At 74.2% G+C, this 24633-nt stretch carries 21 protein-coding genes; 11 read left to right on the forward strand and 10 right to left on the reverse strand.

Going from position 1 to position 24633, the window contains the following annotated elements:
- From EAO77_RS26790 to fxsA, 3 genes are all read left to right on the forward strand, one after another.
- Positions 1–494 (forward strand): amidohydrolase family protein (locus EAO77_RS26790; protein ID WP_147991047.1); only part of this gene is annotated, 494 nt, incomplete at its 5' end.
- Between the two features lie 500 nt (positions 495–994).
- Positions 995–1792: a polyprenol monophosphomannose synthase gene (locus EAO77_RS26795; protein WP_147990824.1), complete on the forward strand. Its 798-nt coding sequence runs from the start codon at positions 995–997 to the stop codon at positions 1790–1792.
- Positions 1793–1838: 46 nt separating this feature from the next.
- Positions 1839–2435: an FxsA family membrane protein gene (gene fxsA, locus EAO77_RS26800; protein WP_147990825.1), complete on the forward strand. Its 597-nt coding sequence runs from the start codon at positions 1839–1841 to the stop codon at positions 2433–2435.
- A 226-nt stretch (positions 2436–2661) separates the two neighbouring features.
- On the opposite strand, the gene EAO77_RS26805 is transcribed toward fxsA, so the two are convergent.
- From EAO77_RS26805 to EAO77_RS26820, 4 genes are all read right to left on the reverse strand, one after another.
- Entirely contained in the window at positions 2662–3036 is a 375-nt protein-coding gene (locus tag EAO77_RS26805; protein ID WP_026278069.1) for an RNA polymerase-binding protein RbpA, read from the reverse strand.
- A gap of 256 nt (positions 3037–3292) precedes the next feature.
- Positions 3293–4648: an MFS transporter gene (locus tag EAO77_RS26810; protein WP_147990826.1), complete on the reverse strand. Its 1356-nt coding sequence runs from the start codon at positions 4646–4648 to the stop codon at positions 3293–3295.
- Positions 4649–4691: 43 nt separating this feature from the next.
- Positions 4692–5456: a glycerophosphodiester phosphodiesterase family protein gene (locus tag EAO77_RS26815; RefSeq protein WP_147990827.1), complete on the reverse strand. Its 765-nt coding sequence runs from the start codon at positions 5454–5456 to the stop codon at positions 4692–4694.
- On the reverse strand, positions 5453–6133 hold the full coding sequence (locus EAO77_RS26820; protein WP_147990828.1) for a YczE/YyaS/YitT family protein: 681 nt from the start codon (positions 6131–6133) through the stop codon (positions 5453–5455). The genes EAO77_RS26815 and EAO77_RS26820 overlap by 4 nt, the downstream gene beginning before the upstream one ends.
- Before the next feature lie 64 nt (positions 6134–6197).
- Here EAO77_RS26820 and EAO77_RS26825 point away from each other — a divergent pair, with 64 nt between their 5' ends.
- Positions 6198–7697 (forward strand): PLP-dependent aminotransferase family protein, encoded by a 1500-nt coding sequence (locus EAO77_RS26825; RefSeq protein WP_147990829.1) that lies wholly within the window; start codon positions 6198–6200, stop codon positions 7695–7697.
- A gap of 52 nt (positions 7698–7749) precedes the next feature.
- Here EAO77_RS26825 and EAO77_RS26830 read toward each other — a convergent pair whose 3' ends face one another.
- Both EAO77_RS26830 and EAO77_RS26835 read right to left on the reverse strand, forming a co-directional pair.
- Positions 7750–9363 (reverse strand): hypothetical protein, encoded by a 1614-nt coding sequence (locus EAO77_RS26830; protein WP_147990830.1) that lies wholly within the window; start codon positions 9361–9363, stop codon positions 7750–7752.
- A gap of 36 nt (positions 9364–9399) precedes the next feature.
- Positions 9400–9594 carry a hypothetical protein gene (locus EAO77_RS26835; RefSeq protein WP_147990831.1) on the reverse strand — a complete coding sequence of 65 codons (195 nt, stop codon included), beginning with the start codon at positions 9592–9594 and terminating at the stop codon, positions 9400–9402.
- A gap of 296 nt (positions 9595–9890) precedes the next feature.
- Between EAO77_RS26835 and EAO77_RS26840 the strand changes: the two genes are divergently transcribed.
- The 5 genes from EAO77_RS26840 to EAO77_RS26860 all read left to right on the forward strand — a co-directional run bounded on the left by EAO77_RS26840 (position 9891) and on the right by EAO77_RS26860 (position 18233).
- A complete protein-coding gene (locus EAO77_RS26840) occupies positions 9891–10283 on the forward strand; it encodes an ankyrin repeat domain-containing protein (protein WP_147990832.1) in 393 nt (130 codons plus the stop codon).
- A gap of 332 nt (positions 10284–10615) precedes the next feature.
- The gene (locus EAO77_RS26845) at positions 10616–12034 is read left to right on the forward strand and encodes a HEAT repeat domain-containing protein (protein ID WP_147990833.1); all 1419 of its coding nucleotides are present in this window, start codon (positions 10616–10618) and stop codon (positions 12032–12034) included.
- Positions 12035–12143: 109 nt separating this feature from the next.
- Positions 12144–13268 carry a glycosyltransferase family 4 protein gene (locus tag EAO77_RS26850; RefSeq protein ID WP_147990834.1) on the forward strand — a complete coding sequence of 375 codons (1125 nt, stop codon included), beginning with the start codon at positions 12144–12146 and terminating at the stop codon, positions 13266–13268.
- The gene (locus EAO77_RS26855; RefSeq protein WP_147990835.1) at positions 13265–14425 is read left to right on the forward strand and encodes a glycosyltransferase; all 1161 of its coding nucleotides are present in this window, start codon (positions 13265–13267) and stop codon (positions 14423–14425) included. Before EAO77_RS26850 ends, EAO77_RS26855 begins: the two co-directional genes overlap by 4 nt.
- A 211-nt stretch (positions 14426–14636) precedes the next feature.
- On the forward strand, positions 14637–18233 hold the full coding sequence (locus EAO77_RS26860; protein WP_147990836.1) for a hydantoinase B/oxoprolinase family protein: 3597 nt from the start codon (positions 14637–14639) through the stop codon (positions 18231–18233).
- 142 nt (positions 18234–18375) lie between these two features.
- On the opposite strand, the gene EAO77_RS26865 is transcribed toward EAO77_RS26860, so the two are convergent.
- The 4 genes from EAO77_RS26865 to EAO77_RS26880 are packed head-to-tail and all read right to left on the reverse strand — an operon-like array spanning position 18376 to position 22013.
- Entirely contained in the window at positions 18376–19293 is a 918-nt protein-coding gene (locus tag EAO77_RS26865; RefSeq protein WP_147990837.1) for a biotin-dependent carboxyltransferase family protein, read from the reverse strand.
- Positions 19290–19937 carry a 5-oxoprolinase subunit B family protein gene (locus EAO77_RS26870; RefSeq protein ID WP_147990838.1) on the reverse strand — a complete coding sequence of 216 codons (648 nt, stop codon included), beginning with the start codon at positions 19935–19937 and terminating at the stop codon, positions 19290–19292. The genes EAO77_RS26865 and EAO77_RS26870 overlap by 4 nt, the downstream gene beginning before the upstream one ends.
- Complete coding sequence (locus EAO77_RS26875; RefSeq protein ID WP_147990839.1) at positions 19934–20698, reverse strand: LamB/YcsF family protein; 765 nt, start codon at positions 20696–20698, stop codon at positions 19934–19936. The genes EAO77_RS26870 and EAO77_RS26875 overlap by 4 nt, the downstream gene beginning before the upstream one ends.
- Positions 20699–20735: 37 nt before the next feature.
- Entirely contained in the window at positions 20736–22013 is a 1278-nt protein-coding gene (locus tag EAO77_RS26880) for an MFS transporter (RefSeq protein ID WP_147990840.1), read from the reverse strand.
- A 204-nt stretch (positions 22014–22217) separates the two neighbouring features.
- Here EAO77_RS26880 and EAO77_RS26885 point away from each other — a divergent pair, with 204 nt between their 5' ends.
- Positions 22218–22925 carry a GntR family transcriptional regulator gene (locus EAO77_RS26885; RefSeq protein ID WP_187283431.1) on the forward strand — a complete coding sequence of 236 codons (708 nt, stop codon included), beginning with the start codon at positions 22218–22220 and terminating at the stop codon, positions 22923–22925.
- Positions 22926–22986: 61 nt separating this feature from the next.
- On the forward strand, positions 22987–24633 hold a 1647-nt coding region (locus EAO77_RS26890), incomplete at its 3' end, for a hypothetical protein (protein ID WP_261994147.1).

Raw genomic sequence — 24633 nt, forward strand, 5'->3', positions numbered from 1 at the left:
CGGTCCAGCCCGCCTTCGACGCCGCGTGGGGCGGCGAGGACGGCATGTACGCCCAGCGCCTCGGCGCCGCCCGCGCCCGCACCCTCAACCCGTACGCCGCGCTGCTGCGCGCCGGGGTGCCCCTGGCCTTCGGCTCCGACAGCCCGGTCACCCCCCTCGATCCGTGGGGGACCGTCCGCGCGGCCGCCTTCCACCGCACGCCCGGGCACCGCGTCTCGGTCCGTGCCGCCTTCACCGCCCACACCCGCGGCGGCTGGCGGGCCGTGGGCCGCGACGACGCCGGGGTGCTGGTCCCCGGCGCACCGGCGGACTACGCGGTCTGGCGGACCGGCGCGCTCGTCGTCCAGGCGCCGGACGACCGCGTCGCCCGCTGGTCCACCGACCCGCGGTCGGGAACGCCGGGTCTGCCCGACCTGACGCCGGGCGGGGAACTGCCCCGCTGTCTGCGGACGGTGGTCGCCGGTCACACCGTCTACGAGGGACCGAACGGGTGACGTACGGACAATCCGTCCCGTCCGCCGGGGCCCGCACCCTTCGGCCTCGACCTGCGGATCTTCCCCTCTGACCTGCTGGTTCGACTGATTCCCGCTGGTGGAACGACTGTTGACAGCGAGCGCCCACCGGCCGGTAGGTTCGGCCGGGTCCACCACAGGACGTCCGACCGGCACCGTCCACGCAGCCGCCGAACGCCACTGGGTCATGGGGTGGTGTGCCGCACCGGCGCACCACCACTGGGAGCCAGGTCCAGCGCCAGCGCCTCGGAGGCAGAGGGAAGGTTTCAGCCGGCCGGCAGGTGCGACCCGGGTGGGGCCCGGCGTTCAGTAGACAACGGCTCTCGGTCGACCCGCAGCCAGCGGGCCCCAGGTCGGCCCGAAGGACGCCGGGCCCGATCCGCAGTTCCCCCGGCGTACGCCCCGTGATCCGCCGCCTCCATCCGCAGCGCTCCGAGCGCTCGCTATGGTGGGGACCTGCGTACGGACTTTAAGGGGCAGCAGTGAACGACGGTGGTGCGGTTCCCCAGGGTGGAGCCCAGGGGAGGCGGTACGGCCCGCTCGGCAGGGCATTGGTGATCATCCCCACCTACAACGAGGCCGAGAACATCACCGCCATCGTCTCGCGGGTGCGCGCGGCCGTGCCCGACGCGGACGTCCTCGTCGCCGACGACAACAGCCCCGACGGCACGGGCAAGTTCGCCGACGAACTGGCCGCCGCCGACGAGCAGGTGCACGTCCTGCACCGCAAGGGCAAGGAGGGCCTCGGCGCCGCCTACCTGGCCGGCTTCGCCTGGGGCATCGAGCGCGGCTACGGCGTGCTCGTCGAGATGGACGCCGACGGCTCCCACCAGCCCGAGGAGCTGCCCCGGCTGCTCACCGCGCTCAAGGGCGCGGACCTCGTCCTCGGCTCCCGCTGGGTGCCCGGCGGCCGGGTGGTCAACTGGCCCAGGCACCGCGAGATGCTCTCCCGCGGCGGCAGCACGTACTCCCGGATGCTCCTCGGCGTCCCCATCCGCGACGTCACCGGCGGATTCCGGGCCTTCCGGGCCGAGACGCTCCAGGGCCTCGGCCTCACGGAGGTCGCCTCGCAGGGCTACTGCTTCCAGGTCGATCTGGCCCGCCGCGCGGTCGGGGCGGGCTTCCACGTCGTCGAGGTGCCGATCACCTTCGTCGAGCGCGAGCACGGCGACTCCAAGATGAACCGGGACATCGTGGTCGAGGCGCTGTGGCGGGTCACCGCCTGGGGCGTCGGCAGCCGCGCGGGGCGGCTCCTCGGCCGCAAGCCCCCGGGCCACTGATCCCCTCCTTACGCCACCCCGGCGGCCGCCCAGGCACACTGGTGGCATGACGACCGGTGCACCCACCCCGACCGCCCGCGGGCGCTCACGCGCCCGCACGCTCATCCCCCTCGCCATCGCCGCCTGGCTGGTCCTGGAGATCTGGCTGCTGACGCTCGTGGCGGGCGCGGCAGGCGGCTTCACCGTCTTCGCCCTGCTGGTGGCGGGGATCGTGCTGGGGGCCGTGGTGATCAAGCGGGCGGGCCGCCGGGCGTTCACCCAGCTCACCGAGACGCTCCAGCGGCAGAGTCAGGCGGGTCGGACGGCCCCGGGCGCGGAGCCGTTCGGTCCCGGCGCGGCCCCGCCGTCGCGCGGGGAGGGCAACGGTCTGCTGATGCTCGGCGGTCTGCTGCTGATGCTGCCGGGGCTGGTCTCCGACATCCCCGGTCTGCTCCTGCTGCTTCCGCCGGTGCGCACCCGTATCGGCCGCTCGGTCGAGCGCTCCCTGGAGCGCCGGATGAACGCGGCGTCCACGGAGACCCTCGGCGGAGTCTTCCAGCAGGCGCGGATGCGCCGCCCGGACGGCAAGGTCGTCCAGGGCGAGGTGATCGTGCGCGACGACCCGCCCGCGGACGAGCCCCCCAGGCCGCCGCTCACGCGCTGAGCGCCCGCCCGGGGCACTGCTCCGGGCGGGCCGATGCCGGACGGCGTGGCCCGGAGCAGCGGTCGGCGCCCTCGGCGGGCCGGCCGACGGCGGAAGGCGCGCCCTCCGGCCCGTGCCCCCGACGGCGCGTCCCCGGACAGCGGAAACGGAGCCGCGGGCTGTGCGACACCGATCGGTGTGTCACAGCCCGCGGCTCCGTCTGTACGTGCCTGTCGCGCTCGTCCGCCTAGGCGGACTTGCGGCTGTCGCGCGGATGCACGGCGATGTTCATCGCGCCGGACCTGAGGACCGCCAGCCTCTCGGCCAGCACCTCTTCCAGCTCCTCACGCGTACGCCGCTCCATGAGCATGTCCCAGTGCGTACGCGCAGGCTTGCCCTTCTTCTCCTCGGGGCCGTCCCCGTCAACGAGGAGTGCCTGGCTTCCGCAGACCTTGCACTCCCACTCCGGCGGAATCTCCGCCTCGACCGAGAACGGCATCTCGAAACGATGCCCCTTCTCGCATGCGTACTCCACCGCCTGGCGCGGGGCCAGATCGATGCCGCGGTCGGTCTCGTAGCTGGTCACCACGAGGCGCGTGCCGCGAAGAGCTCGCTCACTCATGAATCGTGCCTCCCGGGCTTGTCGCCCACAGGACAGGTGTCGCTGTCGTCGTCATCCGGTCAACGTCCGGTCGGCGGTAAAGATTCCCGTTGCGGGTCATGCGTCGCCCGTCGTGCCGCCCCTTGTTCTACCCACCAGTGCCCGGTTTGTCACATCTGAAAGCAGATGTCACCCAGCGTCTTTCCTCATTGAGCACGCAGTAACGGTCCGCCTGGCAGGCCAAAGGCGTACACTACCGGCCTTTCACATCCGCTGTCTAAATACGCTCCGGCAGCGGGTTGCCCGCGGCGGCCACCGCGCGCCGTACCGGCACCCGCGCCAGCAGCGCGAACCCCAGCACGAAGAAGATCACCAGAGAGATGATGGCATCCCGGTAGCTTCCGGTCACCTGATAGGCGAGACCGAACACCAGTGGCCCCAGCCAGCTCAGTCCCCGGTCGCTCATCTCGTACGCGGAGAAGTACTCGGCCTCCTTGCCGCGCGGCACCAGATGGGAGAAGAGCGAGCGGGAGAGCGCCTGGCTGCCGCCCAGCACCAGGCCGATGCCCGCCGCGAGGCAGAAGAACCACACCGGCGCGCCGGCCGGCAGGAAGTACCCGGCTGCCAGGATCCCCGTCCACACGCCGAGCGAGCCGAGGATCGTGCGCTTGGCGCCGTAGGTCCTGGCCAGCCGTCCCATGCCGAGGGCGCCGGCCACCGCCAGCACCTGCACCAGCAGCACCGCGACGATCAGCGTGGTCTGGTCGAGGCCGAGTTCCTCCGAGCCGTAGACGGACGCCTGGGAGATGACGGTCTGGATCCCGTCGTTGTAGACGAGGTACGCCAGCAGGAACGACAGGGTGAGCGGATGGCGGCGCATGTCCTTGAGGGTGGCGATCAGCTGGCGCCAGCCCGATCCGACGGCCCCCTCCCCGGCGGGCGACACCCGGCGGTCCCGCAGCCGGCGCAGCGGCACGATGCTCCAGGCGCCCCACCACAGTCCCGCCGACGCCAGGCAGATCCGGACCGCGTCGCCCTCGGAGAGACCGAACGACTCGTGCCCCGAGTACACGATCAGATTCAGCACCAGCACCAGCGCGCCGGAGGTGTAGCCGAAGGCCCACCCCCGCGACGAGACGGCGTCCCGCTCGTCGGGCTCGGAGATCTGCGGCAGGTAGGCGTTGTAGAGGACCATCGACACCGCGAGCGAGGCATTGGCCACGATCAGCAGCAGCGCGCCGAGCAGATAGCGGTGGCCGTCGAGGAAGAACATGGCGGTCGTGGCGGTCGCCCCGGTGTACGCGGCGGCCGCCAGGAGCGGCTTCTTGCGTCCCGTCCGGTCCGCCGCCGCACCCGCGAGCGGCATCACGAAGATGGCGAGCACCACCGAGACGGACACCGCGTAGGGGAAGACCGACCCGGCGCGCACGGGTATGCCGAGGGGGTGCACGAAGCCGTCGGCGTCCGCCGCGGCCTTCGCTATGGAGGTCAGATACGGACCGAGGAACACGGTCAGCACGCTCGTCGAGTACACCGAGCACGCGAAGTCGTAGAAGTACCAGCCGCGCTGCTCCCGGCGCCGCTCGCCCCGGTCCTCTGTGCCCGCCTCGTGTCCGGCCGTCTCCGCCGTCATCCGCGCCCCCTCGATCGTCCCGTGCCCAGGCGCGTCCGGACGATCAGACCCACAGGCCCCGGTCGGTCAGTACGGTGCGCAACGTCTCCAGATGATCGGTCATGATGCCGTCCACGCCAAGATCCAGGAGCCTGTCCATTCCCTCGGCGTCGTTGACCGTCCACACATGCACCTGGAGCCCGCGGGCGTGCGCCGCGCGGACGAACCGCCGGTCCACCACGCGGATGCCGTTCTCCTTCTCCGGGACCTGCACGCACACCGCGCCGCGACGCAGCGGCGCCGGGAGGCCCAGCGACGACAGACGCAGCCCCAGCACGCCCCGGACGCCGTAGGAGGTGGCCAGCCGCGGTCCGGCGAGCCGGACCGCGCGGGCCACCCGGCGTTCGGAGAACGACCCGACGCACACGCGGTCCCAGGAGCCGGTCCGGCGGACGAGCGCGACGAGCGGTTCCAGTGCCGACGCCGCCTTGACGTCCACGTTCCAGCGGGCGTCCGGGAACTCCTCCAGCAACTCCTCGAAGAGCGGCAGCGGCTCCCGCCCCGCCACTCGTGCCCGCCGGACCTCGCTCCACGGGAGCGCGGCGATCCTGCCGCCGGTGTCCGTGACCCGGTCCAGCGTCGCGTCGTGGAACGCCACGAGCCGGCCGTCACGGGTGGTGTGGACGTCGGTCTCGAAGTAGCGGTAGCCGGCGTCCGCGGCCCGCCGGAACGCTGCCGCGGTGTTCTCGATCCCGTCGGCGGCCCCGCCGCGGTGGGCGAAGGCGAGCGTCGAGGGGTGGTCGAGATAGGGGTGGCGTATTCGGATCACGGTCGCAGTATGGCCTGCCGGGGTGAAGCGCCGGCGACCACGGTGCTGCCCGTCTCCGGCCCGGGGACGGCGAACACCCGCAGGAAGAACTGCGCCAGCGGGCCGATGGCGAGCGCGTACAGCACGGTGCCCGCGCCGACCGAGCCGCCGAGCAGGAATCCACTGGCCACGACCGCGATCTCCAGCCCGGTGCGCACCACGCGGATCGACCGGCCCGTCAGCCGGTGGAGACCGGTCATCAGGCCGTCCCGGGGGCCGGGGCCGAAGCGGGCCGAGATGTACAGGCCGGTGGCCACGCCGTTCAGCACCACACCGGCGAGGAGCAGCGGGACGCGCACCGCGAGCGCGTGGACACCGGGGACGAGGGCGAGCGTCGCGTCCATGGCCAGCCCCACCACGAAGACGTTGGACACCGTGCCGAGTCCGGGCCGCTGCCGGATCGGGATCCACAGCAGCAGCACCACCGCGCCGACGACGATGGACACGACGCCGATGGACATCCCGGTCCGCTCCGCGAGCCCCTGGTGCAGCACACCCCACGGCTCCAGGCCGAGCCCGGCGCGCACCAGGAGCGCCGAGCTGACGCCGTAGAGCGCGAGGCCGGCATAGAGCTGGATCAGTCTGCGGGTGAGATGCCTGGGCACGGGGACCCCCCTGGTGGTAGTGGACCGACGCATGCCACTCTGTGGCTATGGAAAGAGTCGCAACCATGGCCAATTCGAGGAAGGTGGACTGACTTCCATGTCGCAGTGGACCTCGGCGGTGGGAGCGGCCCAGCTCGCCCGTCAGCTCAGCGCCCAGCAGCAGCGCCCCGCAGGCCCCGGCACCCGCCGCCCGCCCGCCTACCGCGCCCTGGCCGACGGCATCCGCCTGCTGGTGCTCGAAGGACGGGTCCCCGTGGCCGCCCGCCTCCCGGCGGAGCGCGAACTGGCCCTGTCGCTGTCCGTCAGCCGGACCACCGTCGCCGCCGCCTACGAGGCGCTGCGTTCCGAGGGCTTTCTGGAGTCCCGGCGGGGAGCGGGCAGCTGGACGGCCGTCCCCGCCGGCAATCCGCTGCCCGCCCGCGGCCTCGAACCGCTCCCGCCCGAGTCGCTCGGCTCCATGATCGACCTCGGCTGCGCGGCCCTCCCGGCCCCCGAGCCCTGGCTGACCCAGGGCTTCCAGGGAGCTCTGGAGGAACTGCCTCCGTACGCCCACACCCACGGCGACTACCCGGCGGGCCTGCCCGCCCTGCGGCAGATGCTCGCCGACCGCTACACCGAGCGCGGCATCCCCACCATGCCGGAGCAGATCATGGTCACCACCGGGGCCATGGGCGCCATCGACGCCATCTGCCACCTCTTCGCCGGCCGGGGCGAGCGCATCGCCGTCGAGTCGCCGTCCTACGCCAACATCCTCCAGCTGATGCGGGAGGCGGGGGCCCGGCTGGTGCCGGTGGCGATGGCCGCCGGGCTCAGCGGCTGGGACATGGGCCGCTGGCGCCAGGTGCTGCGCGACGCCGCGCCCCGGCTCGCCTATGTGGTCGCCGACTTCCATAATCCGACCGGCGCGCTCGCCGACGACGACCAGCGCCGGGCCCTGGTCGAGGCCGCGCGGTCCGCCGGGACCGTCCTCGTCGTCGACGAGACCATGTCCGAGCTCCACCTCGACCCGGACGTCGTCATGCCGCGCCCCGTCTGCGGCTTCGACCCGGCCGGCTCCACCGTGCTCACCGTCGGCTCGGCGAGCAAGGCGTTCTGGGCCGGGATGCGGATCGGATGGGTGCGCGCCGCGCCCGACGTGATCAGGTCCCTCGTCGCCGCCCGCGCCTACGCGGACCTCGGCACCCCCGTACTGGAACAGCTGGGCGTCAACTGGCTGATGCGTACCGGCGGCTGGGACAGCGCCGTCGCCATCCGGCGCGAGCAGGCCCGGGAGAACCGCGACGCCCTCGTCGCCGCGGTGCGCAGGGAGCTGCCCGACTGGGAGTTCGACGTGCCGCAGGGGGGCCTGACGCTCTGGGTCCGCACCGGCGGGCTCTCCGGCTCCCGGCTCGCCGAGGTGGGGGAGCGGGTGGGCGTCCGGGTGCCGTCGGGTCCCCGGTTCGGGGTCGACGGGGCGTTCGAGGGGTACGTCCGGCTGCCGTTCACCGTGGGCGGGCCCGTCGCCGACGAGGCCGCCGTGCGGCTGGCGGCAGCGGCGCGGCTGGTGCGCACGGGCGCCCCGGCCGGAGCCGAGTCGCCCCGGACGTTCGTGGCCTGACGCACGAGGGCCGGGTCCCGCACGGTGCGGGACCCGGCCGGGGCGGTGCCGGTCAGCCCTCGGCGGGGACCGCGGCGGCCGCCTTGGTGAGCACGGGCGGACCCTCCTGGGCGACCTCGCCCCCGGTCCCGCTCGCGCCGCCGTGTGCTCCGTCGCGTTCTCCGTCGCGGGAGGGCAGCAGGTCGAGCACCGCCTGCCGGTGCGCCTCCGCGGTGGTGTCGTCGTACGGGTCGGGGGTGGCCGGGACCTGGATCCTCAGCACCTCGCCCGTGCCGAGCCGGGCGTATCCGCGGCCGGGCGGGACGGCGTCGGCCGGGGTGGTGCACGGTGCGGCGCCCAGCACGGCCTCCACCTGGTCGAAGGGGACGGGGCCCAGCACGACCCGGGCCCGTGTGTGGGTGTGCACGGTCTCGGTGAGGGCGCCGGCGCCGTCGAACTGCTCCGCGACGACGACGGTGACCTGGGCGGCCCTGCCGTGCCGCAGCGGCACCCGGAGGAGTTCCTGGGGGTCCATGTGGCCGTCCGCCGCCGCGAGGTGCCCGAGGGCGCCGGGGCGGTCCACGAGGATCCACAGCGGACGCCGGGTGTCGTCGGGAACGGGCTGACCCGCCTGCCGGGCGCGGTTGGCGGCGATCAGACGGCGCTCCGTCTCCTGGGCCGCCCACTCCAGGCCCGACAGCGCCCCGGCCGGGTCGCACTCCACGCCGAGCACACCCGCCCGGCCGGTGAAACAGGCGAACTCGCCGGTGCCGCCGCCCTCGATGATCAGGACGTCTCCGTGGCGCAGGGCCTGGAGGGCGAGGGAACGCAGCAGGGTCGTGGTGCCGCTGCCCGGGTCCCCGAGGACCAGCAGATGCGGCTCGGTGGAACGGGGGCCGGTGCGCCAGACGACGGGGGGTGCCTGCTCCGTACCGTCCGACGCGGTGACCGGGACGGTGCGCTGGACGGACTCGGGGTCGGTGAACCCCAGCACCGTCTCCCCGGGCGAGGTGACGAAGGGCTGTGCCGCGATGGCGGTGGACAGGGCGGGCAGCACGCTCATCAGCAGCTGGTTGCCCTCCTCGTCCCAGCTGAAGCGGTATTCGCGCCCGCGCCCGGACTTCGCGTGCAGCAGACGCTCGATCCGCTCGCGGGACGCGGCCTCGGAGTCGGTGAAGTAGGCCGGGTAGCTCACCCGCAACCGGGTGAGGCGGCCGTCCTCGTCGAACTCGTAGGCGCTGAAGGCCCTGCTCCACTCGCCGCCGTGGGCGAACAGCGGAGCCGGGTCGCCCTCGGCCGAGAAGTACGGCACCAGGGCTTCGTACAGGGCACTGAGACGGGCGATTTCCGCGTCCGCGGGGCCGGTGCGCACCGGTGCCTTGACGCGGCCCGCCCAGGCGGCCGCGGCCATCACCGTGATCAGGGCGATCAGGGGCCCGTACGGGATGAGCGCGACCACCAGGACGCAGGCCGCCACGGAGAACAGGCCGGGACCTCGCCGTTCCTTCGGTGTGGCGGCCCACTTGGTGCGGGCCATGGCGGCCAGTTTCCGCAGACCACGGCCGACCGTGATCAGCGGATGGAGGACATCCGTGGCGCTGTCGGCGGCCGTGCGCGCCAGCTCCCGGCTACGGGCGAGCTGTGCGCTGCCGCTGGTCAGAATGCGGGGGAGTGGTCGCCGGGCCACATCTGTCTCCTGACGTGCTCGTCGGTCGTACGGGGGTCAGAACTTGATCCCGCCCAGCAGCCCGGCGAGGCTCGTGGTGCCCGCCGTGATGCTCGGCGCGATCGCGGTGCCCGCGAGGAAGAAGCCGAAGAGCGCGGAGACGAACGCGTGCGACGCCTTGAGCCCGTCTTTCCGGAAGAAGAGGAAGACGATGATGCCGAGCAGCACGACGCCTGACATGGACAGGATCATGAGGTTCTCCTGGGTGAGGGGACATTCACCATGAGTTCTTCCATCCTTACGGAAAGTATCTATACGACAAAAGGTGCGAATGGGTGAATTTCGCCCTGTTTCACTCGAATGGGTGGCGACTGATCCCCGGCCGACGGGCGCCCCGCGCACCGGGGCGGCACAGTTCGTCCGTCGCCGGCCGGGCCCGCGACGGCGTCGCCCGGGGCGCCGGCGCCCGGGCAGTACCCTGTCGGTTCACTCGTACGGCCGCTCCCGCCGTGCGACCCAGGTCAACGTGGTGAAAGGCGGTCCGTCCGATGAGCGAGGTCCCGGACTCCGAGGTGATCGAACTCGCGACCAAGGTCTTCGACCTGGCGCGCCGCGGCGAGACCGAGACGCTCGCCGCCTATCTCGACGCGGGCGTCCCCGCCGACCTCACCAACGACAAGGGCGACACCCTGGTGATGCTCGCCGCCTACCACGGCCACGCGGCCACGGTGGAGGCGCTGCTCGCCCGCGGCGCCGCGGCCGACCGCGCCAACGACCGCGGTCAGACGCCGCTCGCCGGAGCCGTGTTCAAGGGGGAGGACGCCGTCATCCGCGTCCTCCTCGACGGCGGCGCCGACCCGCAGGCGGGCACCCCCTCCGCCGCCGACACCGCGCGCATGTTCGGGAAGGCCGACCTCCTGGAACTGTTCGACGGCCGCTGACCGGCCGCCGCCGCCCTCCGGCCCGGCCGGCCCCCGCTGCCGGGCGGCCACCCGGCAGCCGCCCCCGGCCACGCCCGGTGATCCCCCGGCCACTCGCCGGCGGGGACGCCTTAAATGTGGTCGCGGTGGCGAAATGCGTCGGTCATCATGACGACAGCCCTGCCCCGGACCTCATCATCCGGGAATTCCCCTGGGGCACCGAAGAGAGGCAGAGAAGATGATTCACACCGAGCAGAAGACGCGTCGTACGACGGGCGGACCGACATGCTGCTGCGTGGCCTAGGCATTGTCAGTCCCCGGTCGCGTCGACAGCTTGATGTGAGGCTCTCCCCATGTTCGATCCAGTCATAGCGCCGAGCGGTACGCTGCTCGGCCTGCTGCAGAGGGGCCGTGGCGACGGCACCCTGCACGCCCTGGCCGCCCCCCGCGCGGACGCGCTGGCGGCCCTCGACCACTGCGTGGTCAACGACCCCCGCCACGACTGGCAGGTCGAGAACCGCTCCCTCTACTACGCACGCCTGTACCTGGACCTCCACGGCTCGCTCGGCGGCATCGAGCGGCACCTGACCGACGGCGTCGACCTCGTCGAGACCGACGAGACCCGCACCGGTCTCGCCCTCGCCGTCCTCGGCCACCTGGCCTCCTACGGCAGGGGCGACGCCCTCGCCCTGCTGCGGCGGTACGCCGCGAGCGGAGCGAACTGGGAGTGGGCGCTCGACGAACTCGCCCTGCGCGACGACGACGCCGGCCTGCGGTCCCTCGCCGAGCCGGTGCTCGCCCGCTTCCCGGCGACCCCGGAGGGCGACGCCGAACTCGCCGCCGCCGTCCGTGACGCCTTCGAACCCCGGCCCTGGCGGCTGTGGGAGGAGGACCCCCGCCCCTTCGTGGGCGCCCGGGTCAGGTCCGCCCGCGAGGCGGGATCCTTCGACCGCTGGCAGCGCCAGATGCGCCCCAGCGGCCCCCGGCCCGGCTGGAGCGTCCAGGCGGTCTTCGACTGGGCGGACGACGGACTCGAGCGCGGCAGCGCCCGCCACGTCCCGGCAGCACGCTGCCTGGCCGCCGTCGCCGGTCCCGAGGACCGGGCCGAGATCGTGGACGCCGCCCGCCACGGCACCGACGGCGCCCGGTGCGCCGCCCTGCACTACCTCGCCGACAGCCAGGATCCCTTCGTCCTCGACCTCGTCGAGGCGGCCGTCGCCGACGGCTCACGGGTCGTCGCCGACGCCGCCGTCTCCGCGTTCGAGCGGATGTGCGGGGACGAGGCCGTCGACCGGGCCCGGGGCTGGGTGCACCGTCCCGACGCGCTCGGCGCCTCCGCCGCCGGCGTCCTCGCCTGCAAGGGCACCGCCAAGGACGCGCACCTCGTGCTCGGAGCGCTCCGGGAGACCGTCCGCGGCGAAGGTCCCGACGCACCCGAGCTGTGGACCCTCGTCGACGGCGCCGGCCGGCTCGGCATCACCTGCGCCGCCCCCGTGCTGCGGCACGTCTACCGCGAGACGACCTCCTCCCGTCTCCGCGGCCGGGCCGCCGCCGCACTCGCCGCCACCGATCCCTCCTTCGCCACCGGCTTCGCCGTCGAATGCCTCTGGGACTGCGAGGAGACGACCCGCGAGGTCGCCGCCCTGCACGCCGAGACCGGAGACGTCCGCGTCGCCGAGAGGCTGCGCAGGCTCGCCGCCGACCCCGCCGAGGAGGCGGAGGTGCAGACCGCCGTGCGCAGCAGGATCGGGCCCGACATGCCCGCCGTGTGACGGACCCCCGGCCGCCCCGGCGGCCGGGGCACACAACGCTCATGGGACGTTCCACGGGCGGAAAGATCCACGTGGGCTCGTCCACTCCGGGCCCGACGACAACACGGGTATGCGTGTCGTCATCGTCACCGAGTCCTTTCCCCCCGACGTCAACGGAGTGGCGCACTGCGCCCTGCAGACCGCCCGGCACCTCGCCGCCGGCGGTCACGAGCCGCTCGTCATCGCCCCGGCCGCCGCCGGGGCGGACGACGCGGACACCGCGGCGCCCTGCCCCGTGGTCCGCGTCCCCTCGCTGCCCCTGCCCGGATACCCGCAGGTGAGAGTCGCGCTGCCCAGCCGCCGCGTCGCCACGGCCATCGCCGCCCACCGGGCCGACATCGTCCACCTCGCCGGCCCCTTCGTCCTCGGGGTCCGCGGCATGGCCGCCGCGACCCGGCTCGGGCTGCCCGCCGTCGCCGTCTACCAGACGGACCTGGCCGGCTACGCCCGCACCTACGTCGGTGCCGGTGAGGGGGCCGCCTGGCGGCGGCTCACGGCGGTGCACGGCGCCGCGGACCGCACGCTCGCCCCGTCCACCGCGGCGCTGCGCGACCTGGAGGACCACGGCGTCGAACGGGTCCGGCTCTGGCCGCGGGGCGTGGACACCGAGCGCTTCCGTCCCGCACGGCGCGACGAGCGCCTGCGCCGCGAGATCGCCCCGCACGGCGAACTCCTCGTCGGCTACGTCGGCCGCCTCGCACCCGAGAAGCGCGTCGACCTCCTCGCCGGCGCCTGCGGCATCCCCGGCGTGCGGGTGGTCGTCGTCGGCGACGGCCCCAGCGAGCCCGCCCTGCGCTCCGCGCTGCCCGGCGCCGTGTTCCTCGGACGCCGCACCGGCGACGACCTCGCCCGGATCTTCGCCTCGCTCGACGTCTTCGCCCACACCGGCCCCTACGAGACCTTCTGCCAGACCGTGCAGGAGGCCATGGCCTCCGGAGTGCCCGTGATCGCCCCGGCGGCCGGCGGCCCGCTCGACCTCGTCGCCCACGGCCGCACCGGACTGCTCGTCACCCCCCGCAGCGCAGCCGCGGTACGCGACGCCGTCACGGCGCTGGCCGCCGACCCCGCACGCCGGGCCGCCTTCGCGCTCGCCGGGCGGGCCGCCGTCGAGGGCCGCACCTGGGCTGCCGTCTGCGACCGGCTGACCGGCCACTACGCAGAGGTGCTCGGCTCCCGCACGGCGGTGGCGGCATGAGCGGGCTGCGGATCGTGCGCCTGGCCAACTTCGTCACCCCCTCGTCCGGCGGACTGCGCACCGCGCTCGACCGGCTCGGCCGCGGCTACCTCGCCGCCGGGCACGAGCCGGTGCTCGTCGTCCCCGGCGCCCGGGACTCCGACCGGCACACCCCGCAGGGCCGGGTCATCACCCTGACCGGACCGCGCCTCGCCGGAACCGGCGGCTACCGGGTGCTGGCCGGCCGGCGCCGCCTGCGCGCCCTGCTGACGGACCTCGCCCCCGACCGGATGGAGGTCTCCGACCGGACCACACTGCGCTGGACCGGCGCGTGGGCGCGGCGGCAGCGCATCCCGGCCGTGATGGTCTCGCACGAGACCGCCGACGGGGTGCTGCGCACCTGGGGGGTGCCGGGGCCGGCCGCCGCCCGGGCGGCCGACCGGCTCAACCGGCGCAGCGCCTGGGCATACACCAGGATCGTGTGCACCACCGAGTGGGCCGAGCGCGAATTCGTCCGCATCGGCGCCCGCAACGTGGTGCGCGCGCCCCTCGGAGTCGACCTGGAGCGCTGCACACCGGCCCGGTACGACCCCGCGGTGCGCGCCGGGTACGCCGCGCCCGGCGAGGTGCTCCTGCTGCTGTGCTCCCGGCTGTCGGTGGAGAAACGGCCGGGCACCGCGCTCGACGCGCTGGCCGCACTGCGGGCGCGCGGCGTGCCCGCGCGCTTGGCCGTCGCGGGGGACGGTCCGCTCCGGACGTCCCTCGAACGCCGGGCAGGGGCCCATCGGCTGCCCGTCGCCTTCCTGGGGCACGTCGCCGACCGGGGGGCGCTGGCGGGCCTCCAGGCCGTTGCGGACGTCTGCCTGGCGCCCGGCCCCGCGGAGACCTTCGGCCTGTCCGCCCTGGAGGCGCTCGCCTGCGGCACACCGGTGGTGGCCAGCGCGTCGTCGGCACTGCCCGAGGTCGTCGGCGGCGCGGGCGCCGTGGCCGCCGACACCGGCGCGGACTTCGCGGACGCCGTCTGCGAACTGCTCGCCCGCCCCGAGGCGGGCCGCCGCGCGGCGGCCCGGGCACGCGCCGAACTCTTCGACTGGCCCGCCTCGGTGACCGCGTTCCTCGCCGCCCACGAGGCACTGCCCACCGGCGAAGCGCTCCGCTTGCGCCAGGGCCGGCCGTGACCGCCGCCGACCGGGTGCCGCGGGGGAGGGCGGTGCCCGGTGCGGCGCCCCGGTTCGCGGCGCTCGGCGACTCGCCCGCCGGGGGCGCCGGGGATCCGCCGGCGGGGCATGGCGCGGCCGGGCCGCGCTGCTCGCCCCGCCGGCCCCGCGCCTGCCGCCGCTGACCGCCTGCGCAGGGCCCGGCACCGTCGCCGGCGCGAGAATGGAGGGCATGAGCGGGCGCTGGGAGTTCTGGATCGACCGGGGCGGCACCTTCACCGACATCGTGGGCAGACGGCCCGACGGCCGCCTGGTGACCCGCAAGCTGCTCTCCGACGACCCCGGGCGGTACCGCGACGCCGCGGTCGCCGGCATCCGCACCCTGCTGGGCACCCCGGACGGCGCTCCCGTGCCGGCCGACCGGGTCGCGGCCGTCCGCATGGGCACCACCGTCGCCACCAACGCCCTGCTGGAGAGGCGCGGCGAGCCGACCGTGCTCGTGATCACCGAGGGCTTCCGCGACGCACTGCGCATCGCGTACCAGAACCGCCCGCACCTCTTCGACCGCCGGATCCTGCTCCCCGAGGCGGTCTACGACCGTGTCGTCGAGGTCCGCGAGCGCGTCGACGCCCACGGACGCACCGTCACCCCCCTCGACCTCGACGCCGCCCGGGAACACCTCGCCGCCGTGCGCGCCGACGGCATCACCTCGGCGGCCGTCGTCCTGATGCACGGCTACCGCCACGCCGATCACGAGCGCCGCCTCGCCGCCCTCGCGACCGAGCTCGGCTTCACGCAGGTCAGCTGCTCGCACGAGGTCAGCCCGCTCATCCGGCTGGTGCCCCGCGGCGACACCACCGTCGTCGACGCCTACCTCTCGCCCGTCCTGCGGCGCTACGTCGACGACGTGGCGTCCGAACTCGGCGGGATCCGGGTGCTGTTCATGCAGTCCAACGGCGGGCTGCGCGAGGCGAGCCACTTCCGGGGCAAGGACGCCGTGCTCTCCGGCCCGGCCGGTGGCGTGGTCGGCATGGCGCGCACCTCGGGACTGGCCGGACACGACCGGGTCATCGGCTTCGACATGGGCGGCACCTCCACCGACGTCTCCCACTACGCGGGCGAGTTCGAGCGCGGACAGGGCACGCAGGTCGCGGGCGTCCGCATGCGCGCGCCCATGATGAGCATCCACACCGTCGCCGCGGGCGGGGGATCGGTGCTGCACTTCGACGGCCGCCGCTTCCGGGTGGGCCCCGACTCCGCCGGAGCCGTCCCCGGGCCCGCCTGCTACCGGCGGGGCGGGCCGCTCACCGTCACCGACGCCAACGTGATGCTGGGCCGGATCCAGCCGGACCACTTCCCGGCCGTCTTCGGGCCCCGGGGGGACCAGCCGCTCGACGACCGCACCGTACGCGAACGCTTCACCCGCCTGGTCGCCGAGGTCGGCCGGGCGACCGGGGCCGACCGCACCCCCGAAGAGGTCGCGGCCGGCTTCCTGGAGATCGCCGTCCTCAACATGGCCAACGCCGTCAAGAAGATCTCGGTCCAGCGCGGCCACGACGTCACCCGCTACGCGCTGACCTCCTTCGGCGGCGCCGGCGGCCAGCACGCCTGCGCCGTCGCGGACGCCCTCGGCATCGGCACCGTGATCGTGCCCCCGCTCGCGGGCGTCCTGTCGGCCTACGGCATCGGCGTCGCCGACGCCACCGCGATGCGCGAACAGTCCGTCGAGGCCGAACTGGACGACGGGACGGCGGACGACGTCCGCGCGCTCTGCGGCACCCTCGCGGACCGCACCCGCGCCGAACTGCGCGCCGACGGCGTGCCGGACACCGCGATCGCCACCCGCGCCCGGGTACGGCTGCGCTACGCCGGCACGGACGCCGGACTGCCCGTCGCGCTGGACTCCGCGGCCGCCATGAAAGCCGCCTTCACGGCCGCCCACCGCACCCGGTACGCCTTCACCATGGACAAGCCCGTCGTCGTGGAGGCGGTGACGGTCGAGGCGGCCGGCAGCGCGGGGGAGCACGGCGACGTGCTCGCGGGGGCGGGGGATCCCGGCGGCGGGCCCGGCCCGGCCGCCGAGGTGCGCATGTCCGTCGACGGCGCCCCGCGTGCCGTCCCCCTCGTGCAACGCGCCGCCCTGCGCGGCGGCGAGGAGGTGACCGGGCCGGCCGTCGTCGCCGAACCGGACGCCACGACCGTCGTCGACCCGGGCTGGCGTGCCACCGCGGGGGAGACCGGCCATCTGCTGCTGACCAGGGCGACCCCGCGTCCGGGCCGGGTGGCCGTCGGCACGGACGTCGACCCGGTGCTGCTGGAGGTCTTCAACAGCCTCTTCATGGCGATCGCCGAACAGATGGGCGTGCGGCTGGAGAACACCGCCCACTCCGTCAACATCAAGGAGCGGCTCGACTTCTCCTGCGCCCTCTTCGACGCCGGGGGCAACCTCGTCGCCAACGCGCCCCACATCCCCGTCCACCTCGGCTCGATGGGCGAGTCCATCAAGGAGGTGCTCCGCCGCAACGCCGGACAGCTGCGGCCCGGTGATGTGTACGCCGTCAACGATCCGTACCACGGCGGCACCCACCTGCCCGACGTCACGGTCGTCACCCCGGTGTTCGAGGAGGAGGAACTGCGGTTCCTCGTCGCGTCCCGCGGCCATCACGCCGAGATCGGCGGCATCACGCCCGGTTCGATGCCCGCCTTCAGCCGCACGGTCGACGAGGAGGGTGTGCTCTTCGACAACTGGCTGCTCGTCCGGGACGGCCGCCTGCGCGAGGAGGAGACCCGGGACCTGCTCACCGGGGCGCGGTATCCGTCGCGAGCCCCGGACGCCAACCTGGCCGACCTGCGGGCGCAGATCGCCGCCAACGAGAAGGGGATCGCCGAACTCCGCCGGATGACCGACCAGTTCGGCACGGAGGTCGTCCAGGCCTACATGCGCCACGTCCGGGACAACGCGGCCGAGTCCGTGCGCCGGATCGTCGCCCGGCTCGACGACGGCGCCTACCGCTACGAGACGGACGGCGGCGCGGTGATCCAGGTCGCCGTCCGCGTGGACCGCGGCCGGCGCACCGCCGTCATCGACTTCGCCGGCACGTCGCCGCAGCAGCCCGGGAACGCCAACGCGCCCACCTCGGTGGTGACGGCGGCCGTGCTGTACGTCTTCCGCACCCTGGTCGGCGAGGACATCCCCCTCAACAGCGGCTGTCTGGAACCGCTGGAGGTACGGGTGCCCGAGGGGTCGATGCTGGCGCCCGCCCACCCCGCGGCCACCGTCGCCGGGAACGTCGAGACCTCGCAGGCCGTCACCGGCGCGCTGTACGCGGCCCTCGGTGTGCAGGCGGAGGGCTCGGGCACGATGAACAACGTGACGTTCGGCAACGAGCGGTTCCAGTACTACGAGACCGTGGCGTCCGGATCGGGTGCCGGTGAGGACTTCGACGGGGCGGACGCCGTCCAGACCCACATGACCAACTCGCGGCTCACCGACCCCGAGGTCCTCGAATGGCGTTACCCGGTGAGGGTCGACTCCTTTGCCGTACGGGAGGGCAGCGGCGGGGCCGGACGCCGACGGGGCGGCGACGGTGTCGTCCGCAGGATCCGTTTCCTGGAGCCCATGACGGTCGCGCTGCTGACGGGGCACCGGCGGGTGCCGCCGTACGGGATGGCGGGTGGCGGCCCCGGGGCGCTCGGCGTGAACCGGCTCGAACGGGCGGACGGGAGCACCCTGCCGCTGGAGGGCGTCGACACGGTCGACGTGGCGGAGGGAGACGTGCTCGTCGTCAGCACCCCCGGCGGCGGCGGATACGGCCCTCCGGAGGACTGACGCGACCCGGGGTCGGCACGGACCCAGGGCCCGGCGCGACCCGGGCCCGGCGCGACCCGGGGGCGGCGCGACCCGGGCCCGCCCGTGCCGGGCGCGGTCCCGCCCGGCACGGACCCAGGGCCCTGCGCGCCCCCGGGCCCCGTCAGCCCCGGCCGGCCCGGGCGGTGTGCCCCGGGTCCTGCCGGCCCCCGGCCCGGTGCACCGGCAGGAAGCGGACCGGTGTGCCGGGCACGGCCTGCGCGGCGGCGGCGAGATCGGGCTCGGCCACGACACCCACGACCGGGTAGCCGCCGGTCGTCGGATGGTCCGCCAGGAAGACCACGGGACGGCCGTCCGGCGGCACCTGCACCGCGCCCAAGACCATGCCCTCGCTGAGCAGTTCACCGCGGACGGCACGCTCCAGCGGCGGCCCGTCCGTGCGCAGCCCGATGCGGTTGCTCGACGAGGTCACGTGGTAGCGGCCGGCCGCCAGCGTGCGCAGCGCCGCGGGGGTGAACCAGTCGTCGCGCGGGCCGAGCCGGATGCGCAGCAGGAGTTCGTCCGGCGGCGCGGGCCAGGGGACCGGACCGCCGCCTCCCCCGCCGGACGCCGGCCGGGGACCGAGCGGCAGCACGGCACCGTCGGTCAGGGGCCCCGGTCCGAGCCCCGACAACAGGTCCGTCGAGCGGCTGCCGAGTACCGGCTCGACGGCGATGCCCCCGCCGAACGCGAGATAGGACCGCACCCCGCGCGCCGCGGCATGCGCCTCCAGCACCGCTCCCGCGGGCACCCGGAGCGGGGCGCCCCAGGCCGCGGGGCGGCCGTCGACCGTGACCCGGCAGGGCGCGCCCCCCACGGCCGCCACGACGGAGCGCCGCGGACGCACCGCACAGCCGGTGAGCGTCGTCTCCAGGACGGCGGCGTCGTCGGCGTTGCCCACGAGACGGTTGACGAGCCGGGCGGCCGGGGCGTCCAGCGCGCCGGATCGCGGCACGCCCAGATGGGCGTGGCCGGCCCGCCCGCCGTCCTGCACCGTGGTCAGCGCGCCCGCACGGACGACCGCGAAGGCCCCATCGCTCATCGGCCCTCCGCCGCGGTGAACCGGACCAGGGTCCCGGGGGCCAGGAGCGCCGCCGGCTCCCGGGACGGATCCCACAGCACGGCGTCCGTCGTGCCGATCAGCTGCCAGCCGCCGGGCGACGAACGCGGGTAGACCCCCGTGTAGGCACCGGCGACGGCGACCGAACCGGCGGGCACGGCCGTACGCGGGGTGGGCCTGCGCGGCACCGCCAACTTCTCCGGCAGGCCCGTGAGATAGCCGAACCCGGGGGCGAAGCCGCAGAACGCTACCCGGTATGCGACGGACGCGTGGCGCTCGGCGGCCTCTCGCGGCGTGACACCCCACAGGGCGGCGACCTCCGCCAGATCCGGGCCGTCGTAGCGGACGCGTATCTCGACCGAACCCGCCGCCCGGGGGTCGGGCCGGGGTATCTCCCAGCGGGCCAGCTCCCCGGCCAGCCGGGCGGGGTCGTCCAGCCCGTCCAGGAGCACCGTGCGTGCGGCGGGCACGATCTCGCGGACCGGCGGCAGCAGTCCCGCGGCACGGCGCCGCAACAGCTCCGCGTGCAGGGTCCCCGTCTCGGACTCGCCCGGCAGCTCGACGAGAAGGGCGTGCTCGCCCACCGGCATCACCCGTACCGCCCCGGCCGGCGCTGCACCGCTCATGCGAAGGCCTCGACACGGATCCCGGAGTGCTCCAGCCTGCCGCGGACCTCGCCCGCCAGCGCCACGGCCCCCGGGGTGTCACCGTGCAGACACAGCGAACGCGCCCGGACGCCGACCGACCGTCCGCACCGGGAGGTGACCACGCCGAACCGGGCCATGCTCACCGAGCGTTCGACCACGGTCGCCGGATCGCTGAGCACCGCGCCCTCCTGAGCGCGGGGCACCAGGGTGCCCTCGGCCGTGTACGCGCGGTCCGCGAACGCCTCGGGGACCACGGGGAGCCCCTCCTTCTCCGCCGCGGTGTGCAGCGTCGACCCGGGCAGCCCGAGCACGGGCAGCCGCCCGCCCGCCAGCAGCACGCCCTCGACGACGGCCGTCGCCTGCTCCTCGTCGTGGACGACCCGGTTGTAGAGCGCGCCGTGCGGCTTCACATAGGCGACGCGGGAGCCCGCCGCACGGGCGAACACCTCCAACGCGCCTATCTGGTAGGCGACCTCGGCCGCCAGCTCGTCGGGAGGCACGTCCATCGAACGCCGGCCGAAGCCCGCCAGGTCGCGGTACGACACCTGGGCACCGATGCGCACACCCCGGGCCGCGGCCAGCTCGCAGACCCTGCGCATGGTGACCGCGTCGCCGGCGTGGAAGCCGCAGGCCACGTTGGCGCTGGTGACGACGGAGAGGAGCTGCTCGTCGTCGGTCAGGCGCCAGCGGCCGAAGCCCTCGCCGAGGTCGGCGTTGAGGTCGATGGACACCCCGGTCATGGGATCCTCCTGTCGTCGGTCAGGTCGTGTGGTGCGGTCACGCCAGCTCCTTGCCGCGTGTCTCCGGCAGCCCGGTGAGGGCGAGCGCCGCGAGTCCGTACCCCGCGGCGCCGAGGACGAGGGCCCCGCCGATTCCCCAGCTGTCGGACAGGAATCCGACCAGGGTGGGCAGAAAGGCGCCGACCGCCCGCCCGCTGTTGTACGTGAAGCCCTGGCCCGTGCCCCGCACCGCGGCCGGGTACAGCTCGCTGAGGTAGGACCCGAAGCCGCTGAAGATGGCCGACATGCAGAAGCCGAGCGGGAAGCCGAGCACGAGCAGCAGGCCGTTCGCCCCGGAAGGGATGCTGGTGTAGGCGAGGATCCCCACGGCGGACAGCGCGGCGAACAGCGCGATGTTGTTCTTCCTCCCGATGCGGTCCGTCAGCCAGCCGCCGGTGAGGTAGCCGATGAAGGCCCCGGATATCAGGAACGCCAGATATCCCCCGGTGCCGACGACGGTGAGCCCGCGCTCGGTCTTGAGATAGGTCGGCACCCAGGTCGCGAGCGTGTAGTAGCCGCCCTGGACGCCGGTCGACAGCAGCGTGGCGAACACCGTGACGCGCAGCAGGTCCCCCCGGAAGACGGCGGCGAACGAACCGCGCTCGCTGCTCGTGCGGCGCAGTTCCTCGGCCCGGGGTGCGTCGCTGACGTTGCGGCGTACGTAGACGACGAGCAGCGCGGGCAGGGCGCCCGTCCAGAACATCACGCGCCAGGCGGTGTCGGCGTCGAGGAAGTGGAACACCAGGGTGTACACGACGACGGCCAGCGCCCAGCCGGCGGCCCACGCGCTCTGCACCGCGCCGAGGGTCCGCCCGCGGTGCTTCGCCGACGCGTACTCCGCGACGAGGATGGCCCCCACCGCCCACTCGCCGCCGAATCCGAGGCCCTGCAGGGCGCGGAAGACCAGCAGCGTCTCGTAGGTGGGCGCGAAACCGCAGAGCACGGTGAACACGGCGTAGGTGATCACCGTGATCATCAGGGCCTTCACCCGGCCTATGCGGTCGGCGAGTATCCCCGCCAGCGCCCCGCCGATCGCCGAGACGACCAGGGTGACCGTCGTGAGAAGTCCGGTCTGTCCGTTGTCGAGGCTGAAGTACGCCGAGATCGCCACCATGCTCAGCGGCAGGGTGAAGTAGTCGTACGAGTCGAGGGCGTACCCGCCGAACGCGCCGCCGAAGGCACGGCGGCCGCGGGGGCCGAGGGCGCGGAGCCATCCGAACGTGCCGGTGTCGTCGGGCTGTCGACCGTGGACCTGGGGTGCCTGGGTCGTGCTCATCATCACCTCGCGGAGGGGGGACGTGCGCGTGGAGTACGCCGGCGGATGCGGGCAGTGACGTCAACGTAGAGGATCGTTCAACGATCCGACAAGGGGCGTGCGGGGTCGTTCCGGCTTATACGATTGGCGCCGGATGCGCCGGTGCGCTCCGACGGGTCGGGCGCCGGGGCGGGAAAGAGGGGCGTTGTGGGGACGACGGAGCCCATGGACGGCGGCGGTGGACTCGCGGACGACCGCGGTCTGCTGGGGCGCACGAGCACGGCCGAACGCGTCGCCGACATCCTGCGGTCCCGCATCGCCGACGGCTACTTCCCCCCGGGCGAGCGTCTGTCCGAGGACGCCATCGGCAGGGCCCTCGGCATCTCCCGCAACACCCTTCGCGAGGCGTTCCGCCTGCTCACCCACGAACGGCTGCTCGTCCACGAACTCAACCGCGGCGTCTTCGTGCGCATGCTCGCCGTCCAGGACGTCGAGGACATCTATCGCACCCGGCAGCTCGTCGAGCGTGCCGTCGTCCAGGGACTGGGCGAGCCGCCGTACCCGCTCACCGGCCTCGAGGCCGCCGTCGCCGACGGCGAGCGCTCGGCGCGCGACAGCGACTGGAAGGGCGTCTCCACGGCGAACATCCACTTCCACCGCGAACTCGTCGCCCTGGCCGGCAGCGCCCGCACCGACGAACTGATGCGCGGCGTCCTCGCCGAGCTCCGCCTCGCCTTCCACGTCGTCGACGACCCCCGCGGGCTCCACCAGCCCTACCTCGTCCGCAACCGCGCCATCCTGGACGCCCTCCGGGCGGGGGAGCGCACCACCGCCGAACGCCTGCTCGCCGAGTACCTGGACGACTCCCGGGCCCAGCTGGTGCGGACGTACGCCGGTCTGGTGGCCGGGCGGGGCGAGGCGGACGGAGCGTAGCCGGGCGGTCGCTTCTGCGCCGTTTCGACCGTTGTCGGTGCGAGGACCTAATCTGTGCACCGTGACTTCGCCCGCCCCCACGGATTCCGTTCCGCCCCAGCTCAGCGCCGGGCCGCGACCCGCACAGGGTCCGGCAGCCGACGAAGGGCTGGCGCGGCGGCTCCGCGCGCTCGCGTGCACCGCGCCGCTGCACGACCTCGACGTGCGCAAGGCCAATCTGGCGGGCGAGTACTCGGTCTACGCGATGGCCGAGGTCGCGCTCGCCGCGATCGACCTCGTCACGCTCAACATGGACTTCGACACGGGCGCGGACCACGAGCAGATAGTGGCCAGGCTCCTGCCGCGCGTCGCCGCCCAGGCCCCCGCCCGTCCCCAGGCCGAGCACGAGCGCGTCGCCCGCTGGGTCCTGGAGAACCTGATCAACGTCGGCAGCGTGGACCGGGGATTCCGCGCCGTCTACGGCACCTTCGGTGCCGACGGCGTCTACACCCGCCGCGACTACGACTTCAAGCTGATCGAGGAGGTCCCCGGCTACGGCGGCAGCGTCTACCTGCGGACCACCGACGAAGCGGTCAACGTGCTCGTCGGGGCGCTGGACACCGACGTCACCAGCGCGCAGATCGCGGCGGAGGTGAAGCTGGAGATCCTCATCAGCCGCGGCCGTCTCGCCGACGCGCAGCTCGCCGCCGAGCAGGCCCGCTACCGCACCGTGCAGTACTCGGAGACCCTGCGCCGCACCCTGGAGGCCACCCGGCGCAACGTGCGCGCCGTCGACTGGCTGAACACCGTGCCCGACATGATCGCCGAGGCGCTGGACCACGTCGCCGACCGCTACCGCCACGAGAACGCCATCCTCACCAACATCCGCAAGGCCCGTGACGAGGCCGAGGCCGGCACGGATCCCAAGATGGCGGAGCACAAGCGCCGCGCCGCCGAGCTCGTCGACATAGTCAAGGACTGCATCCGGCGCCACACCCAGCTCCAGTCACGGCTGCTGGAGGCCGGTCCGCTGTTCCGCGCCGAGCAGGACCGCCAGGCGTTCGCCCGTCCCACGTCGCGCACCGGACTCGACCTGTACGGGCAGCTGCTGGCGCCGCTGCTGCCGCTGCCCGTCCGGTCGGCCGGCCGGGTCACCGACGCCTTCTTCGCCCGGGGCACCGGCCTGCGCACCCCCGTGTCCGTGCGGGTCGGCGACCTGGTGGACATGCTGCTCACCCCGCCCGTGGAGCGCGAGCACCTCGGCGCCCACATGCCCGAACCGGACCTGATCGCCACCCCCGACGACAGCCGCTTCAGCGAGGAGCAGCTGGCGAGCGCGACCGAACTCCTCGACCTGGAACACGACGCGCCGCGACGGCTCTCCGGACTGCTCGCCGAAGCCCGCCGCCGCGACCCCGAACTGCCCTACCTCGTGGCCCTGCTGGCGGTCCATGCGGCGAGCCCGCCGGTCGGCACCGCCTACCGGCAGGGCGAACAGCGACTGCTGTTCGCCGTCGACGACGGGACCGCACTCGACGACCCCGAGTTCGGCGGCGCCGACCTGATCGTCGGCACCGCGCTGCTGGACGCGGCGGGCATGGCGGCCGACCGGACGGGCAGCGGCAGCAGCGGCGCCAGCAGCTGCCCGTACAGGTCGAGTCCGGTGCGCGACGTGGGACGGGCGAACGCCTGGCGGTCCTGCTCGGCGCGGAACAGCGGACCGGCCTCC

The sequence above is a fragment of the Streptomyces sp. T39 genome, assembly GCF_008042045.1.
Lineage (GTDB): Bacteria > Actinomycetota > Actinomycetes > Streptomycetales > Streptomycetaceae > Streptomyces.